This is a genomic window from Streptomyces nanshensis (assembly GCF_001751255.1).
Classification (GTDB): Bacteria; Actinomycetota; Actinomycetes; order Streptomycetales; family Streptomycetaceae; genus Streptomyces; species Streptomyces nanshensis_A.
Genome location: NZ_LJGW01000103.1, coordinates 4225 through 14026 on the forward strand (window position 1 = coordinate 4225; position 9802 = coordinate 14026).

At 71.2% G+C, this 9802-nt stretch carries 10 protein-coding genes and 1 pseudogene; 10 read left to right on the plus strand and 1 reads right to left on the minus strand.

Features of this window, described 5'->3' with window-relative positions:
- The 7 genes and pseudogenes from AN218_RS05285 to mutM form a co-directional block, all read left to right on the plus strand.
- Window positions 1-475, plus strand: a pseudogene (locus AN218_RS05285) (RsmD family RNA methyltransferase); the annotation flags it as partial.
- Between the two features lie 53 nt (window positions 476-528).
- On the plus strand, window positions 529-1008 hold the full coding sequence (gene coaD / locus AN218_RS05290) for a pantetheine-phosphate adenylyltransferase (protein ID WP_070015444.1): 480 nt from the start codon (window positions 529-531) through the stop codon (window positions 1006-1008).
- Between the two features lie 70 nt (window positions 1009-1078).
- On the plus strand, window positions 1079-2245 hold the full coding sequence (locus AN218_RS05295; RefSeq protein WP_070015445.1) for an ATP synthase F0 subunit B: 1167 nt from the start codon (window positions 1079-1081) through the stop codon (window positions 2243-2245).
- A gap of 233 nt (window positions 2246-2478) precedes the next feature.
- Window positions 2479-3033 (plus strand): YceD family protein, encoded by a 555-nt coding sequence (locus tag AN218_RS05300; protein WP_070015446.1) that lies wholly within the window; start codon window positions 2479-2481, stop codon window positions 3031-3033.
- A 2-nt stretch (window positions 3034-3035) separates the two neighbouring features.
- Window positions 3036-3209, plus strand: coding sequence for a 50S ribosomal protein L32 (gene rpmF, locus AN218_RS05305; RefSeq protein WP_070015447.1), 174 nt, complete (start codon window positions 3036-3038; stop codon window positions 3207-3209).
- Between the two features lie 19 nt (window positions 3210-3228).
- The gene (gene rnc, locus AN218_RS05310) at window positions 3229-4110 is read left to right on the plus strand and encodes a ribonuclease III (protein WP_070015448.1); all 882 of its coding nucleotides are present in this window, start codon (window positions 3229-3231) and stop codon (window positions 4108-4110) included.
- Between the two features lie 54 nt (window positions 4111-4164).
- Window positions 4165-5052, plus strand: a complete 888-nt coding sequence (mutM, locus tag AN218_RS05315; protein WP_070015449.1) for a bifunctional DNA-formamidopyrimidine glycosylase/DNA-(apurinic or apyrimidinic site) lyase — start codon at window positions 4165-4167, stop codon at window positions 5050-5052.
- A gap of 101 nt (window positions 5053-5153) precedes the next feature.
- Here mutM and AN218_RS05320 read toward each other — a convergent pair whose 3' ends face one another.
- Window positions 5154-5852 carry a CAP domain-containing protein gene (locus AN218_RS05320; RefSeq protein ID WP_244900295.1) on the minus strand — a complete coding sequence of 233 codons (699 nt, stop codon included), beginning with the start codon at window positions 5850-5852 and terminating at the stop codon, window positions 5154-5156.
- A gap of 412 nt (window positions 5853-6264) precedes the next feature.
- Here AN218_RS05320 and AN218_RS05325 point away from each other — a divergent pair, with 412 nt between their 5' ends.
- The 3 genes from AN218_RS05325 to smc all read left to right on the plus strand — a co-directional run.
- Window positions 6265-6588, plus strand: coding sequence for an acylphosphatase (locus AN218_RS05325; RefSeq protein WP_070015451.1), 324 nt, complete (start codon window positions 6265-6267; stop codon window positions 6586-6588).
- Window positions 6589-6894: 306 nt separating this feature from the next.
- Window positions 6895-7107 (plus strand): hypothetical protein, encoded by a 213-nt coding sequence (locus AN218_RS05330; RefSeq protein ID WP_070015452.1) that lies wholly within the window; start codon window positions 6895-6897, stop codon window positions 7105-7107.
- 270 nt (window positions 7108-7377) lie between these two features.
- A partial coding sequence (gene smc / locus AN218_RS05335; protein WP_244900297.1) for a chromosome segregation protein SMC occupies window positions 7378-9802 on the plus strand: 2425 nt, incomplete at its 3' end.

Consider the following 9802-nt stretch of genomic DNA (forward strand, 5'->3'; position numbering starts at 1 on the left):
CGGCGAGGCCGCCTGGCGCGGCCTGCGCGTGCTCGACCTGTACGGCGGCTCCGGCGCCGTCGGCCTGGAGGCCCTCTCGCGCGGAGCCGCGCACGTCCTGCTCGTCGAGTCCGACGCCCGCGCCGCCCGCACCATCCGGCAGAACGTGCGGACGCTCGGTCTGCCCGGCGCCGAGGTACGGCACGCCAAGGCCGCGCAGACCGCGGCCGGTGAGCCGCCGGAGGCACCGTACGACCTGGCCTTCCTCGACCCGCCGTACGCCGTGACCGACGAGGAGGTGCGCGAGATTCTGCTCACACTCCGCTCCGGGCACTGGCTGGCCGCCGAAGCGCTCGTCACCGTGGAGCGCAGTACGCGCGGTGGCCGCTTCACCTGGCCCGGAGGCTTCGAGGGCCTCCGGTCCCGTCGCTACGGCGAGGGAACGCTCTGGTACGGTCGCGCCGCCGCCGGCGGAGACGCCCCCACACCATGCTGAACTCCGCGGACACCCCCAAGGCCCCCCATCGTCCGGAGAGCGAGGAACCACCAGTGCGTCGCGCAGTCTGTCCGGGATCCTTCGACCCCATCACCAACGGACATCTCGACATCATCGCCCGCGCCTCCAAGCTCTACGACTCGGTGTACGTCGCCGTGATGATCAACAAGTCGAAGCAGGGGCTCTTCTCGGTGGACGAGCGCATCGACCTCATCCACGAAGTGACCGCCGCCTTCGGCAACGTACGCGTGGAGGCCTTCCACGGACTGCTCGTCGACTTCTGCAAGGACCGCGACATCCCCGCCATCGTCAAAGGGCTGCGCGCCGTCTCGGACTTCGACTACGAGCTGCAGATGGCCCAGATGAACAACGGCCTCTCCGGCGTCGAGACGCTCTTCGTACCGACCAACCCCACCTACAGCTTCCTCTCTTCCAGCCTGGTCAAGGAGGTCGCCACCTGGGGCGGCGACGTCTCCCACCTGGTCCCCGAGCCGGTGCTGCGCGCGCTGGAGGCGCGCCTCGCCAAGCCGTGAACGGCCCGCGTGCCGCCGAGTCGGGGCATCGGCTGTCGGGTTGAGCGCCTGTGGCCGTACAGTCGCCTCCGTGGACGTTCAGCAGAAACTCGACGAGATCGTGACGGCCGTGGACAGCGCACGCGCGATGCCCATGTCGGCCTCGTGCGTGGTGAACCGGGCCGAACTGCTCGCCATGCTCGAAGAAGTACGGGAAGCGCTCCCCGGGTCGCTCGCACAGGCCGAGCAACTGCTGGGCGGGCGCGAGCAGATGGTCGCCGAGGCACAGGCCGAAGCGCAGCGCATCATCGAATCCGGGCACGCGGAGCGCGGTTCGCTGGTCTCCGGCACCGAGGTGGTACGCCAGGCGCAGGCCGAGGCCGATCAACTCCTCGCCCAGGCACGGCAGGAGGCCGCGGAGATCCGCGCCGAGGCCGACGACTACGTGGACAGCAAGCTCGCCAACTTCGAGGTCGTGCTCAGCAAGACCATCGGCTCCGTCGAACGCGGCCGGGAGAAGCTGCTCGGCAGCGGCCCCGGCTCCGAGGAGTGGAACGAGGAGTACGCCGAGGACGCCCCCGAACGCTCCACCGACCCGCGGGAGTTGCGGGAGCGCGCCGACAACTACGTGGACGCCAGGCTCGGTTCGGTCGCCGCCGTCCTCTCCAAGACCCTGGAGGCCGTCGGCAGGGGACGCGCGAAGCTGCTCGGCCACCGTCCGGCCGACGAGCTCGGCGCCCACATGGCCGCGCAGGACGCCGCCGGGCAGAGCGTCCACACCAGCGACGCCGACTACATGGCCGACCTGGCCGCGCTCGCCCAGGACCCCTCCGCCGTCCCCGCGCCTGCGGCGCAGCCAGAGCCCGCCGTTCCGCAGCCGCCCGTACAGCCCGGCTACGAGCCGGCCGCCGCGGGCGCCGACCCGTACGCGGCGGCCGCACAGCAGGAGGCGTACTACGGCGGCCAGGACGCCTACGCCTACCAGCAGCAGTACGCCTACTACGGCGCCCAGTCCGACCCGTACTACGCGCAGCAGCAGGCCCAGTTCCCGCAGGACCAGCCCTACGGGGGCCACGGCGGCCACCCCCAGGCGCACCAGGATCTGCACGGCCACCAGCAGCCGCAGCCGCAGCTCGACGAGACCAGCTTCTTCGACACGAGCATGATCGACCTGGACCAGGTCCGCGAGTACGAGAACCGCCATGGCCACGGCCATGGCCACGGGGGCCAGGGCTACGGCTACGGGCAGGGCGGCTGAGCCCAGCGAGCGGCGGATCGGCCGGATCCGGCGGCCGCCCGGCCCGATTGGGCGGCTGCGCGACGGTCCAGTATCCTGGCTCTTCGGTCACGCGCACATGGCGATGACCGCTGTCCGGAGTTCGCAGCCGGACGGCGCCCCACCGTAGAAAGCAGGAAGTTCTGAACGCCCGCCTCGACCCCCGAGCCCCCCTCGTGTTCGACACACGGGAGCTGGGGCGGCGGCCTGGCGCGATGAAGGAGCTCACCCGCACGGTGAAGTCGCCCGGCGACCTCGGCACAGAGGTCGTCGGTGTGCCGGACGACGCGACGATCGAGCTCGATCTCCGCCTGGAGTCGGTGATGGAGGGCGTGCTCGTGACGGGCACCGCCCGTGCGCCGCTCAAGGGGGAGTGCGTAAGGTGTCTGGAGCCGCTTGAGCAGGAATGCGTGGCGGATTTCCAGGAGTTGTTCTCCTACCCCGACGCCGACGACCGGAGCCGCCCCAGCGCGGAGTCCGGCGACGACGCCGAGGAGGAGGAGACCTTCTCCATCGAGGGCGACCACTTCGACCTCGAACCCGTGCTGCGGGACGCGGTGGTGCTGTCACTTCCGCTGCAGCCGGTGTGCCGGGACGACTGCCCCGGGCTGTGCGCCACTTGCGGCGCCCGCCTGGCGGACGATCCGGAGCACGATCACGAAGACGCCGTCGACATCCGTTGGGCGGCACTGGAGGGACTCGCCGAGACCATGAAGGACGGCGAGAAGGACACGCCCCGCGACGCCGGGGACGACTCACAGGAGAAGTAGCCGTGGCTGTTCCGAAGCGGAAGATGTCGCGCAGCAACACGCGCCACCGCCGGTCGCAGTGGAAGGCTGCGGTCCCGAGCCTGGTGAAGTGCGAGCGCTGCCAGGAGCCCAAGCAGCAGCACATCGCGTGCCCGAACTGCGGCACCTACAACAAGCGTCAGGTCCTCGAGGTCTGATCGGCTGGTGACAGGCTCCATGTCAGACGCTCCGACCTCCGGAAGCGCTGACCGCCGCGGCGGAAGCCATCGGCCGGCAGCGGCTGCGGACGGGGCGGGCGAGGGCTCGGCCTACGCGGTTCTGGAAGGGCGGCTCGAGTACGTTCTCGAGCCCGCCCTTCTGGTGCGTGCGCTCACCCACCGTTCGTACGCATACGAGAACGGCGGCCTCCCCACCAACGAACGCCTCGAATTCCTCGGCGACTCGGTCCTCGGACTGGTCGTCACCGACACCCTCTACCGTCTCCATCCCGACCTCCCCGAGGGCCAGCTCGCGAAGCTGCGCGCCGCGGTGGTCAACTCGCGCGCTCTGGCCAAGGTCGCCCGCGGCCTGGACCTCGGAGCGTTCATCCGGCTCGGCCGGGGCGAGGAGGGCACGGGCGGCAGGGACAAGGCCTCGATCCTGGCCGACACCCTGGAGGCCGTGATCGGCGCGGTCTACCTGGACAAGGGACTGGACGCGGCGGGCGAGCTGATCCACCGGCTCTTCGACCCGCTCATCGAGCAGTCCTCGAACCTCGGCGCCGGGCTCGACTGGAAGACCAGCCTCCAGGAGCTGACCGCCGCCGAGGGCCTGGGCGTCCCCGAGTATCTGGTGACGGAGACGGGCCCCGACCACGAGAAGGTCTTCACGGCTGCCGCCCGCGTCGGTGGTGTCGCGTACGGCACCGGCACCGGCCGCAGCAAGAAGGAAGCCGAGCAGCAGGCGGCGGAGACGGCCTGGCGGGAGATCCGCGCGGCGGCGGACGGCGCCGGAGCGCAGTCCTCACCCCCGGCACCGTCCTCGTCGTCCTCGTCGTCTTCGTCTTCGCCGGACTCACCGTCCGGCTCCGGCGCCCCCGCCTCGTCCCCGGGCGTCTGAGCCCGGCGGGCGGGCCGGCAGCGGCCCTCGCCCCGCTTGCATGTGAGGAGAAGCGTGCCCGAGCTGCCCGAGGTCGAAGTGGTGCGCCGGGGACTGGAGCGCTGGGCGAGCGGCCGCGTGATCACCGGCGCCGAGGTGCTCCATCCCCGTGCGGTACGGCGGCACACCGCGGGCGCCGAGGACTTCGCGTCCCGGCTGCGCGGCCACCGCTTCGGTCCCGCACGGCGCCGCGGCAAGTATCTGTGGCTGCCGCTCGACCCGGGCTTCTGCGTACTGGCCCACCTCGGCATGAGCGGCCAGCTCCTCATCCAGCCCGCCGGCACCCCGGACGAGCGGCATCTGCGGATCCGGATCACCTTCGAGGACCCCGCGGGAGGCGAGCTGCGCTTCGTCGACCAGCGCACGTTCGGCGGCCTCTCGCTGCACCCGGAGACCGTCGTACCGGAGTCCGGCGCCCTCCCCGACGTGATCGCGCACATCGCCCGCGACCCCCTCGACCCGCTCTTCGACGAGCAGGCGTTCCACGGGGCACTGCGCCGCCGCCGTACGACGATCAAGCGCGCGCTGCTCGACCAGTCGCTGATCAGCGGCGTCGGCAACATCTACGCGGACGAGGCGCTGTGGCGGGCACGGCTGCACTACGAGCGGCCCACCGCGACGCTGACCCGTCCCCGCACCACGGAGCTGCTGGGCCACATCCGGGACGTGATGAACGCGGCGCTCGCCGCCGGCGGCACGAGCTTCGACAGCCTCTACGTGAACGTCAACGGGGAGTCCGGCTACTTCGAGCGCTCACTGGACGCCTACGGACGCGAGGACGAGCCCTGCCGACGCTGTGGCACCGCGATGCGCCGCCGCCCGTGGATGAACCGCTCCAGCTACTACTGCCCCCGGTGCCAGCCGGCGCCGCGCGTACGGCCCACGGCGCCCCTGCCCCGGTGACACCGCCGCGGTGACGCGGCCCCCATCACGCTGCACGAACGCGACAGCCCCGGTACGGCCCGAAGGCCGCACCGGGGCTGTAAGCGTGCGCTGCGCTGTGCTCAGTAGCCGAAGTCCTGCGTCCACCACGGGCCGTCGTCGTCGAGGTACTCGCCGACGCCCATCGTGCGGTATTCGCAGTTGAGGATGTTGGCCCGGTGCGAGGGGCTGTCCATCCAGTCCTCGACCACGGACTCGGGGCTCTCCTGGCCGCGCGCGATGTTCTCGCCGCCCAGGTCGAGAATGCCGAGGTCCTCGGCACGGTCCCAGGGGCTCGAACCGTCGGGAGCGAGGTGACTGAAGAAGTCCTCGATCGCCATGTCGCGGCTGAAGTCCCCGGCCAGCTCCGAGAGTTGCTTGCTGGCCTTCAGCGGCTTGCAGCCGACGTCCTCGCGCTCCTCGTTGACGAGCGAGAGCACCTCGGCCTCGTCCCGCGTGGTCTTGCCGACGGGACGCGACGAGCTGCCGCCGGAGCTGCCGGCCTCCGAACCGGAGCCGCTGCCCGAACCGCCGCCCGTGCCGCTGCCGTTGCCCTTTCCACTGCCCTTGCCGCTGCCGTCGCTGTTCCCGGCACCGTCGCCCTTGCCGCCGCCGGGGTTCGGCTGCTGCGAGTCGTTGCCCCCGCCCGGCTCGGACTGCTGCGGCGGTTTCGGATTCTGGTTCTGACCACCTCCGGGCTTCGAGGTGTCCGGCGGAACATTGCCGCCCTCCGATGCCCCGTCACCGCCCGGAGTCTGCGAACCGCCTTCCGGGGCAGGCACGTTGGGCTTGGAGGACTGGTCGGGGGGACCGCCGGCCTGTACGTCGCTGTACTGAGTGCCCGGAGCCCCTCCGGGCGACGGAACCACTGTGGAAGCGACGGCCACCGCACCCATTGCCATCGCCGCGGACGCTCCCAGAAGTCCCGCCCGTGCCGAGAACCCGCCCCGCTGAACCGCTGAGGTAGGGGGGGTCGGCCTGCGGTGCGAGCCGCGCTGCCGATAACCGATGTCGTACGTGACGACCGGCTCGGGAGCGTGGGATACACGTCTGTGACGGCCCATCTCAGAAAGTCCTCACATGTTCGGCTTTCAAAGCCTCATCCGATCGGGTGACGCTTGTCGGCCCGGACTTTACGCCATGACCAAGGGGGCGCATGTGCCGACCGGGGAAATGTCCGGATAGCTTGCCGCCATGACTCCGGGGATTGCGAAGCCCAGTGACAACAATGACCGTTCGGCAGCGGGCGTCCGCCTCACGGCCTGGGTGCGCGGCCGCGTCCAGGGCGTCGGCTTCCGTTGGTTCACACGTGCCGCCGCGTTGCGCATCGGCGGTCTGGAGGGGTTCGTCGTCAACCTCGGCGACGGCCGCGTCCAGGTCGTCGCCGAGGGGGCGCGAGCGGAGTGCGAACGGCTTCTGGGCTGGCTGCGTTCCGACGACACGCCCGGGCAGGTCGACGGTGTCACGGAGATCTGGGACGAGCCTCGTGGAGGCTACGCGGGCTTCGCCATTCGATGATCCAAAGCGGTTGCCATTCGGGGCTGACCATGCAAGGCTTCCGCAACGAGTGGTTGAGAGTGATCTTCACGCCCCCCGCGGGGCCGCCGCCTCCGGCGTCAGCACGCCGTCGAGACAGGGCCGCCCAGGGCCGCGGGGCGTGATCGTGTTGACCGTCAAACCTTTTGGTGAGAAGCTTGAAGTCCCCCGCAGCCGGACTGATTGCTCCGGAAAAACAAGTTCAGAAGTGGTACAGCGGGCGCGAATTTTCCCTCACGACCAACCACACCACTCGGGTTGGTCACTCAGTGTGGAGGACCATCGATCATGGCAAAGGCGCTTCTCGGTTACGTCGGCGGCTCCGACCCCCGAGTCCTCTCCGAGATGCGACGGCTTCAGCAGCGCGTCCAGGACCTGGAATCCGAGCTTGTACGGATGCAGGCCGAGAACGACGCTCTGTCCGCCGCCGCACGGCACCAGGACACGATGCTCGAAGGTATCGACATCGACGTACACCAGGCAGAGCCTGCGCTGACCTGACTCGACCCGCTCCGAGCCGGGCCGGCGTACAGCCTGCCGCTTCAATTCCGCGAGGGACGCTTCGGCGTCCCTTCGTTGTTTCCGGGTGGCGCTTCCTTCACCACATCGTGTGCCGTGGCCAGTTGGGCTCTTCAGTCTCGGGCGCTCGTGCTTACCGACTGATGTGCCCCACGCCACACATGGCGAAACCGATGAGGATCGGCGGGAGTTCGCCACGCTCCGTGCCCGTCCCGGACTGCCGGGGCGGCGAGTCGACTAGAGTCCGACGGCGTGCACCTGAAGAGCCTGACACTGCGGGGATTCAAATCCTTCGCCTCCGCCACGACGCTGCGGTTCGAGCCCGGCATCACGTGTGTCGTGGGCCCGAACGGCTCGGGCAAGTCCAATGTCGTGGACGCCCTGTCGTGGGTGATGGGCGAGCAGGGCGCGAAGTCCCTGCGCGGCGGCAAGATGGAGGACGTCATCTTCGCCGGTACGACGGGGCGTCCGCCCCTCGGCCGTGCCGAGGTCTCCCTCACCATCAACAACGCCGACGGCGCCCTGCCCATCGAGTACTCCGAAGTCACCATCACGCGGATCATGTTCCGCAACGGCGGCAGCGAGTACCAGATCAACGGCGACACCTGCCGGCTGCTGGACATCCAGGAGCTGCTGTCCGACTCCGGCATCGGGCGCGAGATGCACGTCATCGTGGGTCAGGGGCAGCTCGACGGCGTGCTGCACGCCGATCCCAACGGGCGGCGCGCCTTCATCGAGGAGGCCGCCGGCGTCCTCAAGCACCGCAAGCGCAAGGAGAAGGCGCTGCGGAAGCTGGACGCGATGCAGGCCAACCTCGCCCGCGTACAGGACCTCACGGACGAACTGCGGCGCCAGCTCAAGCCGTTGGGGCGGCAGGCCGCCGTCGCGCGCAAGGCGCAGGTCATCCAGGCCGATCTGCGCGACGCCAGGCTGCGGCTGCTCGCGGACGACCTGGTGACGCTGAAGGAGGCCCTCCGCACGGAGATCGCGGACGAGGCCGCGCTCAAGGAGCGCAAGGACGCCGTCGAGGGGCGGCTGAAGGAAGCGCTGCGCCGCGAGGCCGAGTTGGAGCAGCAGGTCCGGATGCTGGCGCCGCGTCTGGAGCGAGCCCAGCAGACCTGGTACGAGCTGTCGCAGCTCGCCGAGCGGGTGCGCGGCACCATCGGCCTCGCCGACCAGCGCGTCCAGCATGCGGCGGCCGAGCCCGTCGAGGAGCGCCGCGGCCGCGACCCGGAGGACATGGAGCGCGAGGCCCACCGCATCCGTGAGCAGGAGGCGGAGTTGGAGGCCGCGCTGGAGGCCGCGGAACGGGCGTTGGACGACACCGTCTCCCACCGGGCCGAACTCGAGCGGCAGTTGCACGACGAGGAACGCCGCCTCAAGGACGCGGCACGCGCCATCGCGGACCGCCGCGAGGGCCTCGCCCGGCTGCACGGTCAGGTCAACGCGGCCCGCAGCAGGGCCGCTTCGGCGCAGTCCGAGATCGACCGGCTGGCCACGGCCAGGGACGAGGCGCAGGAGCGCGCGGAGGCGGCACAGCAGGAGTACGAGAGCCTCCAGGCCGAGGTCGAGGGCCTGGACGCCGGCGATACACAGCTCGCCGAGCAGCACGAGGCCGCCAAGCGCGAACTCGCGGACGCCGAAGCGGCGTTGTCCGCCGCACGCGACGCCGTCACGACCGTCGAGCGGGAGCGCGCCGCCACCTCCGCGCGCCATGACGCCCTCGCGCTGGGCCTGCGGCGCAAGGACGGCACGGGCGCGCTGCTCTCGGCCTCCGACGCGCTCAGCGGGCTGCTCGGGCCGGCGTCCGAACTCCTCAGCGTCACCCCCGGGTTCGAGGTCCCCGTCGCCGCGGCACTGGGTGCCGCCGCCGACGCGGTGGCCGTCGCCGACACCTCCACCGCCGCCGACGCACTGCGGCTGCTGCGTAAGCACGACGCGGGCCGGGCGGCGCTGCTGCTGGGCTCCGCACCCGAGGGCGGCGACGCCCACGCTCCGAGCGGCCATGCGCCGGACCCGCAGTCACCGGGGGAGGGCGCCCGCCCCGCCTGGCAGCTCGTACGGGCGCCCGCCGAGCTGATGCCCGCCGTACGCAAGCTGCTGCGCGACATGGTGGTCGTACGGACGCTGGAGGACGCCGAGCAGACCGTGGCCGAGCAGCCCGGCACGGTGGCCGTGACGGCCGAAGGGGACGTGCTCGGCGCGCACTTCGCCCAGGGCGGCTCCGCCGGCGCCCCCAGCCTGCTGGAGTCGCAGGCGGCCGTGGACGAGGCCGCGGCGGAGCTGAGGGAACTGTCCGCCCGGCACACCGGGTTGAGTGAGGAGCAGGCGAGCGCCCGTGAGCGGCGCCGTGAATGCGCGGCGCTCGTCGAGGAGTTGGGGAAGCGGCGCAGTGCCGCCGACAAGGAGAAGTCGCAGATCGCGGGGCGGCTGGGGACCCTCGGCGGGCAGGCGCGCGGCGCCGCCGGCGAGGCCGAACGCACCGCGGCGGCCGTGGCGAAGGCCGAGGCCGCGCTCGTACGGGCCACCGAGGAGGCCGAGGAGCTGGCCGAGCGGCTGTCCGTGGCCGAGGAGGCACAGCAGGACGAGGAGACCGAACCGGACACCTCGTTGCGCGACCGGCTCTCGGCGGACGGTGCCAACGCCCGGCAGACCGAGATGGAGGCTCGGCTCCAGG

Excerpts from the sequence above, each read along its gene's own strand:
- AN218_RS05300 (WP_070015446.1), top strand. The coding sequence starts at position 2,479 with ATGAAGGAGCTCACCCGCACGGTGAAGTCGCCCGGCGACCTCGGCACA.
- rnc (WP_070015448.1), top strand. The coding sequence starts at position 3,229 with ATGTCAGACGCTCCGACCTCCGGAAGCGCTGACCGCCGCGGCGGAAGC.
- AN218_RS05325 (WP_070015451.1), top strand. The coding sequence starts at position 6,265 with ATGACTCCGGGGATTGCGAAGCCCAGTGACAACAATGACCGTTCGGCA.
- AN218_RS05330 (WP_070015452.1), top strand. The coding sequence starts at position 6,895 with ATGGCAAAGGCGCTTCTCGGTTACGTCGGCGGCTCCGACCCCCGAGTC.